Genomic DNA, 16,967 nt, shown 5'->3' on the forward strand with positions numbered 1-16,967 from the left:
CCATCGGCACGGCCCGCTCAGCGGACCGGAGCGCTTGGAACGGACCGCCTCGCCCCGGCACCATCCGATCATGGACCTCATGCAGATCCGGCCGGCGCCGGAGGGCAAGTTCGCGAAGGCGGACGGCGTCACCTACCACTACATCGAGCTGGGCCAGGGCAGCCCCACGATCTTCCTGCACGGCGGCGGGCCGGGCTGCACCGGGTGGTCCGACTTCGGGCAGGTGGCGCCGCTGTTCGCCGCCGACCGACGGGTCCTGCTGGTCGACATCCTGCAGTACGGCAAGTCCGAGAAGACCGTGATCAAGGGCCCCATGTGGGACTTCCACGCCGCCAAGACGGTCGCGCTCATGGACGCCCTGGGCATCGACCGCGCCGACTTCGTCTGCAACTCCTGGGGCGGGACGATCGCCCTCAACCTCGCGGCCCGCTACCCCGAGCGGGTGCGGTCGCTGGTCATCACCGGCAGCCAGCCCGTCTGGCACGGCCCGCTCGCGCCGCTGCCGGAGAACGGGCACCGCGGCCGCAAGGCCCGCGACATCTACTTCGGCGGCACCGGCCCGTCCTGGGAGAAGATGCGCGAGCTGATCGCGCGGCTGGAGTGGTACGACGCCGACGCCATCCCCGACGCCACGGTGACCATGCGGTACGAGCAGAGCATCGACCCCGAGGAGGTCGCCCTGGCCGGGGCCTCGGACGATCCGCGCGGCGAGTGGCAGGAACTCGCGGACGTGCTCCCCATCGTCCAGGCGCCGACGCTGTTCATGTGGGGCATGTACGACGCGTTCCTCACCCCCGACTACCCGCTTATGCTCGCCCGCATGATCCCCAAGGGCAACCTGCACGTGATGGACCGCGCCTCCCACCACCTCCAGGAGGAGCGTCCAGCCGACTACCACAGCGTCGTGACCGGCTTCCTGAACCAGGAGCACGGATGACCGAGGCGGCCGTGCGCGTCGTCGAGCTGTCCAGTCCGTTCACCCGCTTCGCGGGCAGGCTGCTGGTGGGGCTCGGGCACGAGGTGGTCCTGGTCGAACCGCCGGAGGGCGACCCGGCCCGGCAGGAGCTGGACGGCTGGTCGTTCGCCCACTGGCACGCGGGCAAGCGCTCGGTCGTCCTCGACCCCGGCGACGCGGCCGGGTTGCGGCGGCTGCTGGAGACCGCCGACGTCCTGCTCGACGGCACCCCTGACGGAGCCGCCGGCCTCGATCATCTGGTGCACGTCCGGGTCACGCCGTTCGGATCCGACGGCCCCCGCGCCGGCTGGCAGGGCGGCGACCTGGTGGTGGCGGCCCTGGGCGGCATGCTCGCGCAGGTCGGCGACCCGGACGGCCCGCCGCTCACGCTCCCGGAGAACCAGGCTGAGCAGCTGGCGGGCGTGCACGCCGCGATCGCCGTCCAGCTGGGCCTGCGGGCACGCCGCGGGCAGCTCATCGACATCTCCGCCCAGGAGTGCGTCGCCGCGAGCCTGGAGGCGGGCACCCTGGCCTACCTGCACACCGACCGGGTGCCACCGCGTCCCGGACGGGTACACCCGCTGGTGCCGCACGGGCTGTTCCGCGCCGCCGACGGCCACCTCGGCGGCGGGCTGGGCGGCAGCCCCCGCATGTGGGACGGCCTGCTCGCGTGGCTGGTCGAGGAGAACGCGCAGGCCGACCTCGACGAGCCGCGCTGGCAGGATCCCGTCGAACGCAAGGCGCACCAGGAACATGTGTTCGAGATCGTCCAGCAATTCGCGGCCAAGTGGCCCAAGGCCGCCTTCGCCGAGGCCGCCCAGGCCAGAAAGCTGCCGTGGGCGGCCGTGGAACGCCCCGAGGAGATGCCCGCCAACCCGCAGCTCCTCGCCCGCGACTTCTTTCTCCGGGTACGGTCCGGCGACGAGGAACGGACCGACCTCGGCTTCCCGTTCGCCTTCCCCGAAGGACGCCGCGTCGCGTCCCTCAAGGTCGCCGAGCCGGGCGCCGACCAAGGGCTGCTCGATGCCTCCCGCGAACCCGGCCAGGCCGGCGGGCCATGGTCGGACGTGCCCGCGCTGACCGGGGTGCGCGTGCTGGACCTGACCTGGGTGCTCGCGGGGCCGTACTGCACAAAGGTGCTGGCAGACCACGGTGCCGAAGTGATCAAGGTGGAGTCGGAGACCCGTCCTGACCCCACCCGGTTCGCGCCGTTCATGCACCTGTCGCGGGGCTCGCACACCGACCCGAACGCCAACGGCTACTTCAACGAGGTCAACCGCAACAAGCGCAGCGTCGCGCTCGGCCTCCGCTCGGACGAGGGCCTGACCGTGCTGCGCGAGTTGATCGCCGCCAGCGACGTCGTGGTGGAGAACTTCAGCTCCACGGTCATGAAGAAGATGCGCCTCGGCTACGACGCGCTCCGCGAGCTCAGGCCGGACATCGTCTACGTGAGCATGTCGGGCATGGGCCACACCGGCCCGCGCAACGGGTGGGTCTCGTACGCCGACACCGTCTCCGCGAGTTCCGGGCTGACCGGGATGACCGGGTGGTCGTCCGACGACGTGGTCGGCGTGATCTACGGCCACGGTGACATCGTCGCCGGGCTGCATGCCGCGCTGGCCACCGTCGCCGCGCTGGAGCACCGCGACCGGACCGGGCGCGGGCAGCACATCGACCTCTCCCAACTGGAGGCGATGGCCGCCCACATGGGCACCAGCGTGATCGCGCCGGTCCCGCCGGAGCCGCGCGGCAACTCCCACCCGTCCTGGAGCCCGCAGGGCGTGTACCGGTGCCTGGGGCCCGACCGGTGGCTGGCCGTCAGCGTCCGCTCCGACGCCGAACGGGCGACGCTCGCCGCCCTGCTCGGCGCCGGCGACCTCGATGAGGCGCTCGCCACCTGGGCCCGCACCATGCCCGCCGACGCCGCCGCCGAACACCTGCAGGAGCACGGGATCGCCGCCGGAGCCGTGCAGAACGGCCAAGACCTGGTCGAGCACGACCCCCAACTGCGGGCCCGCGGCTTCTACGTCCGGGCCGAGCACCCGGTCGCGGGCGCCTTCCTGCACGAGGGCACGCCGGTCCGCATGAGCCGCACGCCCGGCGGGATCCGCCGCACCGCGCCCGTGCTGGGCGCCGACACCGACACTGTCCTGCGCGAGATCGCCGGCCTGTCCGAGGAACGGATCCGGCATCTCCACGACGCCGGGGTCCTTCGTTGACCACCATCCCGGCCCTCCTCACGGCCGCGGTGGAGCGGTTCGGCGAGCGCCCCTTCCTGCACGCGGACGGGATAACACGCACCTACCGGCAGACGGCCGAGGTCGCCGCCCGCGCCGCCGGGGCGCTCGCCGCCCGCGGCGTCCGGCGCGGCGACCGGGTCGCGATCATGGCGGCGAACAGCATGGGCTTCGTCGACCTCTTCCTCGGCTGCGCCTGGCTCGGGGCGGTCCTCGTGCCGCTCAACACCGGGCTGCGCGGCCACGGGCTCCGGCACGCGCTGGCCGTTGCCGAACCGGCGTTCCTCGTCACCGACCCGGAACACGCCTCGCGCGTCACCGACTTCAAGGGAGGACACTGGATCCTCGACCATGACGTGGCCGGACCGATCCCGCCCGCACCAGTCCGCCCCGAGGACACCGCGGCCATCCTCTTCACCTCCGGCACCACGGGCTACTCGCGCGGGGTGCGCTGCCCGCAGGCCCAGTTCGGCTGGTGGGGCTGCAACGTCGCCGACGCACTCCAGTTGGCCCGCGACGACGTCCTCTACACCTGCCTGCCGCTGTTCCACACCAACGCCCTCAACGCGCTCGCCCAGGCCATGGTCACCGGAGCCTCCTGCGCGCTCGGCCCGCGCTTCTCCGCCTCCCGCTACTGGACGCACGTCGCCGAAGCGGGCGGCACCGCCGTCTACCTTCTCGGCGCCATGGTCCCCATGCTGATGGCCCAGCCCCCGTCCCCGCAGGACCGCGCCCACCGCGCCTGGCGCGCCCTCGCCCCCGCCACCCCCGCCCCGCTCTGGGAGCCGTTCCGGGAACGCTTCGGCGTCACGCTCGTCGACGGCTTCGGATCGACCGAGACCAACATGGTCATCGGAACCTCCGTCGACGACGCCCGACCCGGCTTCATGGGCACCGTCCGGGACGGGTACTCCGCCAAGGTCGTCGACGAGCACCTCGCCCCGGTCCCGGACGGCACGCCGGGCGAACTCGTTGTCCGCAGCCACCGGCACCTCGCCTTCGCCACCGGCTACCTCGGCGACCCGGACGAACCGCCGGACTCGTGGCGGCGGACCGGCGACCGCGTCGTCCGCGAGCCGGACGGCTGGTACCGCTTCGTCGACCGGATCAAGGACGTCATCAGGCGGCGCGGGGAGAACATCTCCTCACACGAGGTCGAGGCCGTCGTCCGCACCCACCCGTCGGTCGCCGAGGCCGCCGCCTTCCCCGTCCCCTCCGAGCTGGCCGAGGACGAGGTCATGGTCGCCGTCCTGCTCCGCCCGGGCCACTCGCTCGACCCCGCCGACCTCGTCCGGCACTGCGAGCGCGAGCTACCGCCGTTCGCCGTCCCGCGGCACATCGAGATCATGCGGGACCTCCCCCGCACCGAAACCGGCAAGATCCGCAAGGCGGCCCTCCGCGACCGCGGCGTCACCCCCGCGACCTGGCACCGGTACTAATTTGAGCTCAGCGCCTAGGGGAACTTCAGTGCTGCGGGCGGGTACCGTCGCGGTGGCGCATGGAAATCAGCACCGGCGTCGACGTCCAGGGCGTGATGGCCGCCGCGCAGGACGTCGTCCAGCCGTTCCTGCCTCGGCTCCCGTTCGCCGACCGGTCCGCGATCACCCGAGGGTACGCCGGTGTCTACTCCAGCTTCCTGCTGCACGCCGAACGCGCCGCCGAACGTTACGGCGTCCCCGCCCATGCCATCCTCCAGAAGGTCGGCGAGGCCGGATACGTAGGCGGTCAAGAAGACATGATCATCGATGTGGCGCTCCAGCTGACCGCCGAGCGCGACACCTGACACCCGCGGCGTACTAGGCCGCGTCCGTGGAGCCGAGGGCCCACAGGAGCGCGTAGTGGCCGCCGGCTCGCAGGAGCTGATCATGGGTGCCGATCTCGACGATCCGGCCGGCCTCCAGGACGACGATTCGGTCGGCTCGCGCGGCGGTGGCGAGGCGATGCGTCACGACCACGGTGGTGCGCCGTTCAGTGAGCCGGTCGCGCGCCGTGAGCACCGCGGCCTCGGTGGCGGGATCGAGGGCGGCGGTGGCCTCGTCGAGGAGCAGGATGTCCGGGTCCGCCAGCTCGGCCCGGGCGAGCGCGACGAGCTGCCGTTGACCGGCGGAGAGTCCCCGGCCGTGTTCGCCCACCGGCTGCCGGAAGCCCATCGGAAGTGAAGCGATCATGCCCAGGGCGTTGACCCGGCGGGCCGCCTCCTGGATGGCGGCGGGCTCGGCGTCCGGCCGGGCATAGCCGATGTTGCTCGCCACGTCTCCGCTGAACAGGTGCGGTTCCTGCGGGACGACGCCGAGGCGGCGACGGTATTCGCCGGGTGCGTAGTCGCGCACGTCGACACCGTCCACGACGATCCGCCCGGTGGAGGCGTCGTAGAAGCGGCCGAGCAGCTTGAGCAGGGTGGACTTGCCGGCTCCCGTGGCGCCCACCAGGGCGACGGTCTCGCCTGGCGCGATGCGCAGCGAGACGTCGCGCAGCACAGGTCCGCCGGCGCCGGGATAGGTGAAGCCGACGTTCACCAGCTCCACCTCACCGCGCAAGCGCCCGGGCACAGGGATGGGGCGGGATGGGGCGGCCACCGAGGTGGGAGTGCGCAGCAGCTCGCCGCTACGCCGCAGCCCTACCGCCGCCTGCTGGTAGGCGTCGAACACGCTGGACAGCTGCTGAATCGGAGAGTAGAGCAGCGTGAGGTAGAGCAGGAACGCCATGAGCACGCCCACGGTCAAGTTCCCGGCGGCCACCCGATACGCGCCGACCCCGAGCACCGCCGCGTACGCGACGTCGAACAGCAGCGTGACGAACGGGAAGTAAACGGCCAGATAGCGCTGGGCCCTGAGTCCGGAGCGCCGGTAGGCGTCGCTCCGCTGGGAGAACCGGCGCGCCGACCGTTTCTCCCCGCCGTGCGCCTGGGCAACGCGTACCGCGGCGGCGTTCTCCTGGAGGTCGGCGTTGACCTCGCCGACCCGCTCCCGGGCCTCGGCGTAGGCGCCGGCCGACATCCGGCGGAAGACGGCCGTGGCGATGATCACGGGTGGCAGCACGGCGAAGGCCACGAGCGCCAGGGAGGCATCGGTGAGCAGGAGCGTCACGGCGACCCCGGCCAGCAGGAGCGTCTCGACGACGGCGGTGGTCAGTCCGTTCGTCACGAACGCGGACAGGGCATCGACATCCGCGGTCATCCTGGTCATGATCTGCCCGGACTGGTGGCGCTCGTAGTAGTCCAGGCCGAGTCTTTGCAGATGCGCGAAGAGCCGCACTCGCAGCATATAGAGCATGGTCTCGCCGGCCCGGGTGGTGACCACCGTCTGGGCCCCGGCGACCAGGCCGTGGCCGAGCACGATGAACGCCGCCAGCCCGGTCGCGATCCAGAGCACCTGGCCGGAGGCCGCGCGGACCCCGTCGTCGACGCCGTACCGGATCAACGTGGGCAGCGCGATGACAGCCAGGGCGTTGAGGCCGACCAGCACCGTGGCCACGACCAGGGGCCGGCGGATCGGCTTGAGCAGGTGACCGAGCCGGAACATCGGATCCGGGGCGCTCGGCTCCAGGTCGGCGGGCAGCCGCGGCACGGCGTCGGCACGGGGGAGCCCACCCGGCTCCAGAGCGGCCGACGACCGCGGCATCGCATCGGCGGACGGAGAAGACGCGGGCTGCCGGAGATCGGCGGACCCCTGGGTATCGTCGGCGGGCCACAGGGGGCCGGTCGCCCGCGCGCGGGGAGCGGGGTGCTCGATGTCTTCACCTGACCCGGACAGCAGCGCGGTGAAGAGGGGGCAGCGGGACTCCAGTTCCCGGATCGTGCCGACGTCCGCCACCCTGCCCTCGTCCAGAACGGCGATCCGGTCGGCGAGGTCGAGGCTGGAGCGCCGGTGGGCGATGAGGAGGGTGGTGCGCCGGCCACTCCCCTTCTTCAACGCCGCGTGCACGGCCGCCTCGGTCTCACCGTCCACGGCCGAGGTGGCATCGTCCAGGATGAGCAGCCTGGGATCGCCGAGCAGCGCGCGGGCCAGCGCGATGCGCTGCCGCTGTCCGCCGGAGAGGGTGAACCCCCGTTCCCCGACGATGGTGTCGTAACCGTCCGGGAGTGCCACGATGAAGCCGTGCGCCGCCGCCGTCCGGGCGGCCGCCTCGACCTCCTCGTCGGTGGCGTCGGGACGGCCGTAGGCGATGTTGGCCCGTACCGTCCCGGTGAGCAGGACCGCCTCCTCGAACACGATGCCGAGGGCGGTACGGAGGCTGCTCAGCCGTAGTTCCCGGAGGTCGGCCTCGGCGCCGGGAGAGCCGAGGCGTATCGCCCCGGCGTGAACATCGTAGAACCGTGGCAGCAACAGGGACAGAGTGGACTTGCCGGAGCCGGTGGCGCCGACCACCGCGAGCGTCTCCCCCGGCCGGATGGCGAGCGAAACGTCCTTGAGCACCGGCTCGTCGCGCCGGTAGCCGAACCGCACCCGCTCCAGGGCCACGGCGAGCGGTCCGTCCGGAAGATCGAGGGCGTCGGCCGCCTCCTTGACCAGGGGCTGGGCATCGACCAGATCCCGGATGCGTTCCACGGCGGTCCGGCTCAGCTGGGCGTTGAGGACCAGCTGGGTGGCGGCCCCGGCCGGGCCGACCAGGGAACCGCTGTAGCTGGAGAAGGCCAGGAAGGTGCCCAGGCTGATCCGGCCGTTCATGGCCAGCCAGCCCCCGAGGCCGAGCAAGGCGACCTGGGCGAGACCAGGCAGCCCGACCATCAGGACCATCGGACGCGCTTTGAGCATGGCCACCCTGACCTGTTCGGCGAACAGGCAGCGCGCCGCCTCTCGCAGCCGGTCGACCTCGCGTTCCTCCTGCCCGAAGCCCTTGACCACGCGGACTCCGGCGACGCCCTCCGAGACGCGCTGGGCGATGTCCGCGGCACGCTCCCGGGCCGACCGTGTCGCGGGCGTCAGCCTCCGCCCGGCGTGTGCGGTGACCACGCCCAACAGAATGATCACCACCAGTGTGACCAGAGTCAGCGGGACCGACAGGTACACCATCGCCGCCAGTGCGAAGACCCCCATGGCGAGGGTGCCGACGATCAGCGGGGTCTCCGCGACGAAGCGCTGCACGGCCTGCAGGTCGACGATGGCCCGCGACACCACCTGACCGGTGCGCAGCCGGTCATGGCGGGCGCCGTCGAGCCGCTGCACCGATTCGAAGAGGGCGCGTCGCAGGTCGTGCTGTACGTCGAGGGCCAGCCGTTCGGTGGTGTACTGCGTGATGAACGATCCGGCGAAGCGCAGGACCGCCAGTCCAAGGAACGCGCAGACGAAGACGTCGAGGTGGCCGGTGCCACCGGTCACCGCGTCGTCCACGATCCACCGCGCGAGCAACGGGCCGATCGCGCCCAGCGCGATGATCAGCAGCGAGGACGCGATGGCGAGCAGCACGGCGAACGGATGCCGCAGGCACCGCCCCAGGAGCCATCGGAGCCAGCCGGACGACGACGCCGTGGCCGAGGCGGTCGTCACGTGGCCGGTCGTCACGTGGCCGGTCGTCACGTCGTCGGTCGTCACGTCGTCGGGGTCACGTAGCGGATTTGAGCACGCCCGCCGAGACGAGCGCGCCGAGCACGTCCGCCACGTCGGCCTCGGCCACGTCGCGTTCGACCGAGTACTGCTCCAGCAGCGCGGTAACCGCGCGGGCCGGGTCACCGGACGCCAGCACCGTTTCCAGCACGATCACGCCGCTGGGATTCAGGTTGAAGTACTCGCCGCGCGCCTCGTCGAGGAGCACGATCCCGTAGTCGGTCTCGACCTTCGATATGTTCTGCCCGAGTTGGTACATCACGGCTCCATGAGATGCTGACTGACGGCTGAGCGGTTCCGACGGCTAGAGGGTGCTGACGGCGCCCACGGCGATTCCGCCTGGGTTGCCGTCCAGGGGAATGGTCGCGGTCACCGCGTCGGTGGCCGTGTCGATGACCGAGACGCTGTCGCTCTCCCGATTGGTGACGAGAACGCTGCGGCCGTCCGGCGTGAGGGTGATGTTCTCCGGGTTGCGGCCGACCCGGACGGGAGCGTTGCCGGCGGCGCTCATGACGACGACGTTCCTCGTGTAGTAGCTCGTGACGTAACAGCGTTCGCCGTCCGGGCCGATCGCGATCCCGAAAGGACCGGATTCCGTGGCTCGCGTCTCGACGACGGCGCAGGTTCGGGGGTCGATGACAGAGACACTGCTGGCGTCGGGGGCTGAGTTGGTCACGTACACGCGTCCGCCGTCGGGCGACACAGCGACTCCGTTGGGCCGTTCACCGGTGGGAATCGTCGCGATGACCGTGCCGGTGGCCGTGTTGATGACCGACAGGGCGCCGCCGTGGTAGTTGGTCACATAGACACGTCCGCCATCCGGGCTGATCGCGGGCGAGCCGGGATTCCTTCCGACCTGGATCGCGCCCGTCACGGTCCCGCTCCTGGCGTCGATCACCGATACGTCGTCTCCGTTGTAGTTGGTGACGTAGATCTGGGCGCCATCAGGGGTGACCGCGAGACCTCCAGGGCTCTGACCAGCGGGAATCGTCGCGACGACGGCGCAGGCGGCCGCGTCGATGACCGAGACAGTGTCGTCGTTGAAGTTCGCGACATAGACCAGTTGCCCATCCGGCGCCACGGTGACGCCGAAGGGGGTGGCCCCCACGTCCACCTTGGCCACCATGGATTGGGACGCCAGGTCGAGCACCGCCATCTTCTTGGACATCATCATCGGCACGTACGCGCGGAGGATGGTGGGCATCACCCGTGTCCTTTCTCGTTCGGTGGGCTGCCGGTCAGCGGGCGACAGACTCCCCAGTCGACCGGCAGTCCGGTGACCCCTTGCAGGCTGAGTGCAGGCTTGACGTCCAGGTCCGTGGCCGGGACCGCCAGCCGAAGGGTGGGAACGCGGCGGAAAAGGGTGGACAGCGCAACCGTCAGCTCCAGGCGGGCGAGGTTGTTGCCCAGGCACTGGTGCGGACCATGGCCGAAGGCGACATGGCGCCCGCCCCGCGAGACGCCGCGCTCATCGCGCGAGACGCCGCGCTCATCGCGCAAGACGTCCACGGTGTCCGGGACGGCGAACACACCACCGTCCCGGTTCGCCGCGGCGAGCGAGAGGATCACGGGGGTTCCGGGGGCGATCCGCATCCCGGCCACGTCGATCTCGGCGGTCGCCACTCTGGGAAGCACGTCCGCGGTCGACACGTACCGGAGCAGCTCCTCGACCGCACCGGGCATGAGGGACGGGTCGTCGCGCACTGCCTCCAGCTGGCCGGGATGCCGCAGCAGCGCCAGGGCACCCAGTGCGATCATGTTCTCCGTGGTCTCGTGCCCCGCGACCAGCAGCATCATCGTGGTGGCGAGCGCCTGCCGGTGGGTCAGCTCCCCGCCGCGCACGCGCGCGGCCAGAGTGCCGATGATCCCTTCCTTCGGGTCGCTCCGTATCAGCCCGTCCAGAGAGGGGGCCAGCCCGGCGATGCCTCGCTCGCCCTGCGCCAGCCGGGTACGGAACGCCTCCCTGTCCGTGGCCGGTACGCCGAGCATCTCCGTGAGCACGGCTGCTGGGAGAGGTGCGGCGAAGGCGGGGACCAGATCGGCCGGGGGCCCCACGTGCAGCATCCGGTCCACCAAAGCGTCGGCGGCCTCCTGCACGACCGGGCGCAGGGCCGCGACACGTCTGGCACCGAAGTGCGAGAGCACCATGCGGCGGTGGAGGCCCTGTGCGGGCATGTCCATCTGGACGAAGGTCTGTGTCTCCCGGAAGTCCTCCGGGCTGCTTCTGAGCTCGTCGGGTACGTTGTCGAGCTCGGGATAGCCGGGCGTGGTCGGGTCGGCGGACATTCGCCGATCGGCCAGCAGCATGCGGACTTCCGCGTACCCGGTCACCAGCCATGCCGTGCGGCCGTCGGCCAGCGTCACCCGGGCCAGCGGCCCCTGCTCGCGAAGCCGCGCGTATGGGGCGGGCGGGTGGTATGGGCAGTCCCGCCGCATCGGAATCCTGGGGGCTTCGGCCGTCGCCTCGGTCACGGGTTCCTCCCCGCGGGCGGCACCTGGAGCATGATCCGCATGTAGCCGTCCGGGAGACCTTCGTCCACGTCCCGGCCCTCGGCCTGAACCCACGCATGCGCGCCGAAGGGAGGCATCACCCGGGGCCCCGCGCACCAGGTGGGCCATGTTCCTCGCATGCGGCACAGGACCACCGTGGCCAGGGAGCGGGGCAGGCATCCGTCCGCTCCACTGCACGCCAGGCTCGTCCTGACGACCATCGAACGGGCCAGGCTCGCCTCTGTGTAACCGGCCGGCCGGGCTCCCTTGCGCAGCAAGCGCAAGACCTGCTGGATCCGGCGCGGGGACCGCTTCTCCAGCCTTCGGGCCACGAAGACGGCCGCCCTGGTGAGGGTGCGATCCCGGAAGGAGAGTGAGCCGGGGTCGGTGACGATGATCTGCGGATTGGTCATGCCGTCCTCCGGTCGGCGCGGTCGCCCGTCCTTGCGCCGCGCTCCTGATTGCGCAGCCAGATCTCGCAGGAGAGGGTCGGCTCCAGCCGCAGCGAGAACTTCTCGACCTCGATCGGGCCATAACAGACCTTGCGCAGCTCGTCCAGATCGACGATGCCCATCCGAGCGAGCCGGCTGTCCTCGGCCAGCCCGACGATCTGGTCGCGGTGTCTCCTGCTCCCGATGATGGCGTTCGCGGGGGTGCTCGACTTCGTCGTTCTCGTCAGCGTGGTGGCAGGGACGATCCCGCGCATGGCCTCGACCAGGAGGGGCTTGTACCGGCCGGGGTCGTAGCGGTCGGCCAGCCGGACGGTGAAGGCGGCGTTCATCACCTGGTCGTCGAAGAAGGGCGCGCTCGTCACGATTCCCTCGGCGGCTGAAATCTGCTGGAACCCGCGGGTCACCTGCGCGCCGGAGAACATCGAGGCGAGCGTGACGTGAACACCACGGTCATCATGCAGGACCGGGTTCCGTTCGGCGGCTGCACGCAGTTCGGTCCGGGCGAGCTCTACCGCGTCGGCTCGCAGCCATGTGGGGAGCGCCGGAAACGTCCCCCAGCCGAACTCCGGCTGCCTGAGATCGAGGTCGTAATTGGGCAGCTTCGCCGCCGCCTTGCGCAACCACGCCGGATAGGTCGACGCGGTCAGAATGCTGTGCGCCACGGCGGGCCACGACCATCTGTACTTGGCGGTGACGGCACGCAGGCAGCGCAGACCCTGGCGCGGATGCCGCCGTAGCAACAGAGGCAGCCACTGGTAGGCGGGGCTGCACATTTCGTCTCCGCCGAAGCCGACCAGGTGCGCTCCAGGGGAGTGCACCTCACCCCGCCGCAGGATGCAGCGGAAGGGCTCGCGGTTGTGCTGCATGAGGAACGGTTCGTCGAAGAAGTCCCGCGCCGACAGGATGCCGTCATAGACGAGCGGGACGTCGTCGGCCGCGAGCACGTCGTGTTCCACCGACCGTCCAGCCTTGGCCAGAGCGTTCACCGTACGCCGCGCCCACTCCACGTCTTCGTCCAGTACGTCCGGTTGAGCTGCGGTCAGCGCCACCACCCGGGCCTCCTCATGAGCGGCGAGCGACACCAGCGAGCTGGAATCGAGCCCGCTCAGATGCGCGGCCACGGTGCTCCCCGGTGTGACGCGTACGCGTACGGCCTCGCGCAGCGCCTCGCGCAGGATCCGGGCGGCTTCGGCAAGCGAGGACTCCGCGGCGGGCGGGGCCCACCACCGCACTTCTTGTACGGTTCCGCGCCTGTCGAACAGGGCGTAGTGCCCCGGCCAGACCGCCCGTACGGTATTCCAGATCGATTCCCAACCAAGCGGCCAGGGTGGGGACGTGAACAGCAGCCGGGTGGTGAGCCGCGCCGGATCTACCGACGCGCCGGTGAGCGAGGCCAGCACGCTCGCCTGGTCACTGGCGACCGGCACGCCGTCAACAGCACAATGGAATACCCGCCGCACGCCCGACGCGTTGCCCTGCACCCTCGTCACGCCGCCGAACGAGGCAATCAGGTGGACGCAGCCCGGGACTCGCGCGTAGAGATCATCGAGGCCGCGCACGTCGCTCGTCCCGGCGAGCCTCGCAGCGAGCCAGGTTTCGGTGACGGAGTGCTCGCCGATCAGTGCGACCACATTGTCCGCGGTCCGCGCCACCGAGATTTCTCCGGTCTTCCATTCACCCAACAGCCATGGCCGGCCGGACGTGTGTGCAAGCTCATTCAGCACCGGGAATTCATCGTGCAGCTTTCGCGCAACGACAATGGCAGAGTCCGTGTCAGGAAGAACGACAAACCATGGAATTCCGGTGTGCAACACAACGTTCTCCTCTGCGTCCGCGGGCGGTCGCCGCCGTCCCGGGACCGGTTTGGAAGTGGCGTGCAACGCCGCCGGGCGTTGCACGCCACCGAAGGTGATCAGCGACTGGCTCGCAGATCATTTCCTCGTGGATCAGTCGAGGTAGTTCGGGCCGATCCACTCCCACCACGGGCCCGGCTTGCGCCGGGTCTTGGCCTGGAAGCTGCCGGCCATGACCAGCGTCGGACGCTCGTAAGCGCGCATCACATTCACCTCCCGGTTCCTGATCAGATCATGCGAAAATTGCCTGGCGGAATCCGATCCGAATCGATCGGCGTCCCGTCGATTCGAACTCTATGAGAAGGGTTGGCGGTGCACTGTCGGTCGTTCGACCCACATTTATCGGCCATCTTTGTCATTGCAGGTCATCCATCAAATTCAGAGGTCGTCGAGCTGGACCAGGCCGTCCTGGATCGCGCGGGCGACGAGGGCCGCCTTGGTCGGCGCCGGGCGACCGGCGTTGGCGTACTTGATCCGGACCCTGTCGATGTAGGTGCTCACCGACCGCACCGTCACGTTGAGCTTCTGCGCGACCATGTCCTTGGACTCGCACCGGAACCACTCGACGAGGACCTCCGACTCCCGGGGCGACAGCCTCGGGCGCTGCGAACGGGTGTCGGTCCCGAGGGCCCCACCCAGCGCGGGCGGGGTGTACGGCCGGTTCTCGGCGGCGGCCCGCATGGCCGCAACGAGGTGCGACGGTCCCTCCGCTTTGGCCAGAAAGGTGAATGCCCCGATGTCCATACAGGTCAGCGCCGTCTCCGCGTCGTCGCGCATCGTGTAGACGATGACCTGGCGCCCGTCGTCCACCAGCCGTTCGAGATCGCGGTAGGCGGGGGCGTCGCCGAGCTGGAGATCGAGGACGACCACGTCCGTCGATCGCCCGGGGCCGCTCCAGGCCACCCCGACGTCCGGCCCGGCGGCCGCCACGTCAATGGGCGGGTCCGCCGACCCACACCAGGCACGGACCCCGCTGATCACGACCGGGTGGTCATCGATCACCGTCGCGGTGATGGAATGTCCCGTCTCCTGACCGGTCTCTGATCCGGTCTCTGATCCGGTCTCCATGTGGCCTCCATCCATAGCCTGTCCTCGATGTTTCGTGTCGTGACGGTGACGGTGCCCAAGGTGCTCCGCGGCAGGTCCGATCGCGGCAGGTCTGATCGCGGCAGGTCTGATCGCGGCAGGTCGGCCAGCACGCTGACGGTCACCTCGGTGCCGGAGGCCACCACCGAGACCCGCGCGGTGGAGGCCGCCGTCGTCAGCACGGTCAATGCCGGCTCGGTCAGAGCGCGACGCACCTCGGACGGCATCCTGGACCCGCTGCCCCGCGTCGCGAAGGAGACCGCCACCCCGCGACGCTCCGCCACGTCGACGCACGCCTGCAACTCATGGATGAGCGGATCTGCGACCTCGTCGCGTTCGGCGAACAGGCGCCGCATCCGGGCCGCCTCCACCGAGCAGGCCCGCCGCACCCGCTCATCACCCGGGTCGTGGACGCCGGACGCCAGCCCGGCCAGCAGCGGCACGACGGTGTTCGCCAGCGCCGCGTACCGGGACCGCCGGTCCCGGTGCAGCTGCTCGCCGACCGCGTCCTCGATGCGCAGCCGTTCGTCCTCGGCGGCCGTCGCCATTGCGGCGTCGACGACGCGACGCAGCCTGCCGGCGGCCATCGCGACGATGATCTGGCTCGCCCAGATGATGAGGCTGGCCGTCACCGCGTCGATGGGCGAACGCTGATCGAACTCACCGGCGAGCTTGGCGAGCGTCACCGCGAAATCGGCCGAGAGCACGGCCACGAACGGCACCGGACGATGACCCAGCAACAGCACCGCGAACCACCCGACGTTGCCGTACGCCCAGTGCTGCCAGGTCGTCACGTGCGCGGACGGAACCGTCAGGGTCGCCGCCGTTCCCGCCGCGAACACCACCGACAGCAACGGCCAGCGCCACCGGTCCAGTGACGCGTCCCGCAGCACCAGCACACCACAGCAGAGGGCCACTGCCGCGAAAGTCACGTAGGCGGCCACGTGCACGGCCGGCCAGGAATGCCCGCCGACGTACATGGCCAAGTTCGGAAGTTCCACGGCCAGGAGCGTCGCAGTGATGATGCCCAGGACGGCCAGCCGCAGCCGGCGGAGCATGCGGCCCGCGGTGACGGAGCCGAACTGCGTCCACACTGCCGGCTCGGGCACCCGGCAGCCCCCGGCAGGAGACTCGACCCCGGTGCCCGACCATTCCAACCGTACGCGCGTCCCGTGGCCCGGCCGCGAGATCACCGCCGCCCGCCCACCGGCCCGCGCCATCCGCCCGACGATCGAATCGGTGATGCCGCGGCCTCGGGACGCCGTCCCCTCCGGCGTGAACCCGCGACCCTCGTCCACGACCTCGACGACGGTCCCGTCACCGGTGTTCTCGACCCGGACGGTCGCCCTGTCCACTCCGGCGTGCCGCTCGACGTTCGTCAGTGCCTCCTGGACGCACCTGCAGATGGCCACGCCCGCCAGTGGCGGCACCGCGGGCGACGGATTCGTCTCCACGTCAACGACGAGCCCGCTACGCGCCGCGACGGCAGCCAGCATTTCGGTGAGATTGATATCGCGCACAGTGACATCGTTCTGGCCGGTCAGGACTTTCAGGTCGCGCTCCGCCTGCTCGGACAGCCATGACCGTCGCTCATCGGCGGTCCCCAGGCCGACCATGAGCAGCGTGGCCGCAGCCGTGTCGTGGAGAGACGCCAGATACTCGCGTTCCTCCGTGCGCCGCGCCGCCGCGACCGCCGTCTCCCGCCGTGTCCGCTCGCTGCCAGCCAGCAACCTGTCCGCACGCCGCGCCTCACGCCGCACGAGCCGGTTGAGCGTCCGGGCCAGCGCCGCCTCCGCGACGATCCACGGGCCCTTCGGCGCCATCGAGTCCCAGGTCCCCGGGCTGGACCACGTCGCCCCCGCCACGTAGGCGATGGCGACGAACGCCGCCGCCAGGCCTCCTGGCACCGCCCTCGTATGCCACTGGTAGGTCAACACGGAGACCGAGGCCGCGGTCCGTACCCAGCCCCCTCCCGCCTGTAATTCTTCCGGTGACACGGTCAGGGACTGCGTGAGGCACACGCCGGCCATGACGACCAGATCCGCGGGCAGCAGCCACCTTGCGGCGGCCCCCCGGCGGGTGAGCGCCCAGAAGTACACGCCGGTCCACCCGACGGCGATCGACACGACCACGACGGTGACGGCGAGAGCGTCTTCGGGAACCGCCGACAGTCCCACCAGACCGGAGACCACGACCGCCGCTGCACGTGCAAAGGCCACGTGGCTGTAGCCGAACAGCCGCAGCTCACGCTCGGCAGGCCCTTCCGCCCCCGTAGGAAGGGTGTTCATGCGGCAGCCGTGCCCTTACCGGTGGGGAGACCGCGACCCGGGTGTTGCGAGGGCCGCGCACCG

Annotated in this window: 13 protein-coding genes; 4 read left to right on the forward strand and 9 right to left on the reverse strand. The window is 70.8% G+C overall.

All coding sequences use genetic code 11. The features are described from left to right. Positions 1-70: 70 nt before the first annotated feature. Genes ACH34W_RS08890 through ACH34W_RS08905 form a run of 4 tightly spaced genes read left to right on the forward strand, consistent with a single transcriptional unit; the run spans position 71 to position 4,975 of the window. Positions 71-937 carry an alpha/beta fold hydrolase gene (locus tag ACH34W_RS08890; RefSeq protein WP_395960264.1) on the forward strand — a complete coding sequence of 289 codons (867 nt, stop codon included), beginning with the start codon at positions 71-73 and terminating at the stop codon, positions 935-937. Beyond that, positions 934-3,174, forward strand: coding sequence for a CoA transferase (locus ACH34W_RS08895; protein WP_395960265.1), 2,241 nt, complete (start codon positions 934-936; stop codon positions 3,172-3,174). The genes ACH34W_RS08890 and ACH34W_RS08895 overlap by 4 nt, the downstream gene beginning before the upstream one ends. Then, positions 3,171-4,631, forward strand: a complete 1,461-nt coding sequence (locus tag ACH34W_RS08900) for an AMP-binding protein (RefSeq protein ID WP_395960266.1) — start codon at positions 3,171-3,173, stop codon at positions 4,629-4,631. The genes ACH34W_RS08895 and ACH34W_RS08900 overlap by 4 nt, the downstream gene beginning before the upstream one ends. A 59-nt stretch (positions 4,632-4,690) precedes the next feature. Beyond that, a complete protein-coding gene (locus ACH34W_RS08905; RefSeq protein WP_395960267.1) occupies positions 4,691-4,975 on the forward strand; it encodes a hypothetical protein in 285 nt (94 codons plus the stop codon). Positions 4,976-4,988: 13 nt separating this feature from the next. Here the strand turns inward: ACH34W_RS08905 and ACH34W_RS08910 are convergent, their stop codons facing one another. From ACH34W_RS08910 to ACH34W_RS08950, 9 genes are all read right to left on the reverse strand, one after another. Further along, on the reverse strand, positions 4,989-8,723 hold the full coding sequence (locus ACH34W_RS08910; protein ID WP_395960268.1) for an ABC transporter ATP-binding protein: 3,735 nt from the start codon (positions 8,721-8,723) through the stop codon (positions 4,989-4,991). A gap of 10 nt (positions 8,724-8,733) precedes the next feature. Continuing rightward, positions 8,734-8,994 (reverse strand): lasso peptide biosynthesis PqqD family chaperone, encoded by a 261-nt coding sequence (locus ACH34W_RS08915; protein WP_395960269.1) that lies wholly within the window; start codon positions 8,992-8,994, stop codon positions 8,734-8,736. A 45-nt stretch (positions 8,995-9,039) separates the two neighbouring features. Then, the gene (locus tag ACH34W_RS08920) at positions 9,040-9,939 is read right to left on the reverse strand and encodes a hypothetical protein (RefSeq protein WP_395960270.1); all 900 of its coding nucleotides are present in this window, start codon (positions 9,937-9,939) and stop codon (positions 9,040-9,042) included. Next, positions 9,939-11,207: a cytochrome P450 gene (locus ACH34W_RS08925; RefSeq protein WP_395960271.1), complete on the reverse strand. Its 1,269-nt coding sequence runs from the start codon at positions 11,205-11,207 to the stop codon at positions 9,939-9,941. Before ACH34W_RS08925 ends, ACH34W_RS08920 begins: the two co-directional genes overlap by 1 nt. Further along, the gene (locus ACH34W_RS08930; RefSeq protein ID WP_395960272.1) at positions 11,204-11,638 is read right to left on the reverse strand and encodes a lasso peptide biosynthesis B2 protein; all 435 of its coding nucleotides are present in this window, start codon (positions 11,636-11,638) and stop codon (positions 11,204-11,206) included. The genes ACH34W_RS08925 and ACH34W_RS08930 overlap by 4 nt, the downstream gene beginning before the upstream one ends. After that, positions 11,635-13,329, reverse strand: a complete 1,695-nt coding sequence (locus ACH34W_RS08935) for an asparagine synthase-related protein (protein ID WP_395960273.1) — start codon at positions 13,327-13,329, stop codon at positions 11,635-11,637. The genes ACH34W_RS08930 and ACH34W_RS08935 overlap by 4 nt, the downstream gene beginning before the upstream one ends. 294 nt (positions 13,330-13,623) lie before the next feature. Beyond that, entirely contained in the window at positions 13,624-13,734 is a 111-nt protein-coding gene (locus ACH34W_RS08940; protein WP_395960274.1) for a keywimysin-related RiPP, read from the reverse strand. 174 nt (positions 13,735-13,908) lie between these two features. Then, positions 13,909-14,598 carry a response regulator gene (locus ACH34W_RS08945; protein WP_395960275.1) on the reverse strand — a complete coding sequence of 230 codons (690 nt, stop codon included), beginning with the start codon at positions 14,596-14,598 and terminating at the stop codon, positions 13,909-13,911. After that, on the reverse strand, positions 14,529-16,904 hold the full coding sequence (locus ACH34W_RS08950) for an ATP-binding protein (RefSeq protein WP_395960276.1): 2,376 nt from the start codon (positions 16,902-16,904) through the stop codon (positions 14,529-14,531). The genes ACH34W_RS08945 and ACH34W_RS08950 overlap by 70 nt, the downstream gene beginning before the upstream one ends. Between the last annotated feature and the right edge of the window lie 63 nt (positions 16,905-16,967).

Origin of the sequence: Actinomadura sp. 6N118, assembly GCF_044326415.1 — a bacterium.
Lineage (GTDB): Bacteria > Actinomycetota > Actinomycetes > Streptosporangiales > Streptosporangiaceae > Spirillospora.